The organism is Vibrio sp. 2130-1 (genome assembly GCF_033339515.1).
The window spans coordinates 1-708 of the sequence record NZ_JAWOUT010000267.1; the positions used below are offsets into that span (position 1 = coordinate 1).

General features: G+C 45.2%; 1 protein-coding gene and 1 pseudogene. Both read left to right on the forward strand.

All coding sequences use genetic code 11. The annotated features are described in order from the left end of the window. The coding region (locus tag R7Q09_RS25645) for a tetratricopeptide repeat protein (RefSeq protein ID WP_318143879.1) at window positions 1-588 on the forward strand (588 nt) is incomplete at its 5' end. Window positions 589-601: 13 nt separating this feature from the next. Then, window positions 602-685: pseudogene (locus tag R7Q09_RS25650) on the forward strand (DUF2391 domain-containing protein); the annotation flags it as partial. Between the last annotated feature and the right edge of the window lie 23 nt (window positions 686-708).

Genomic DNA, 708 nt, shown 5'->3' on the forward strand with positions numbered 1-708 from the left:
GGCGTGGCATCATTGATCGCCTTTGTAGGTTGGCAGTCGCTGCGCGAGTTTAAGCACAACACAAAAGAAATGGCGGACAAGCGATTGGAAAAAATCGCTCAAGAATATGAAAAGAAATTTGTTGCGCTAGAGCGAGATTTAAAACGCAAAACTCGCATTATCAGTGAAAACAACAAAGAGATTGAAAAGATCAACGAAATCCACAACTTGTGGTTACGTGCTCAAAGTTCGCAAACGCCGGAACAACGTATTGAGATTTATGACGAAATCTTGGTAATTCGACCTGGTGACCTTGAAGCATTGACTTACAAAGCCGATGCCGCCATGGAAATAAACGAATACCATTGGGCGCTAAGCATATGTAACCGAGTGCTTGAGGTAGATTACACCAATGGCCCTGCGCTTTACCAACGCGCTTGTGCGTACTCTCGATTAGGGATTGAGGAACAAGCGATTGAAGATCTGGAACGCGCCATTGACTACAGCCCTTCAATTCGCGATTTGTTGGCAGAAGAACGCGATCTTGAATTGCTGCACGGTAACGAGCGATTCGAGAAGCTATTGCAGCTGAGCAATAACAACGAATAACGGAACCTACAACATGAGCAGCCACTTTAATCTTGAAGATGCCAGCCAAGTATTAGTTGGCGCTTTTGCCCTTGCTGTGCCTATCTCTTTTTCGGAATAAGCATGGCGATTGGGTGAAAG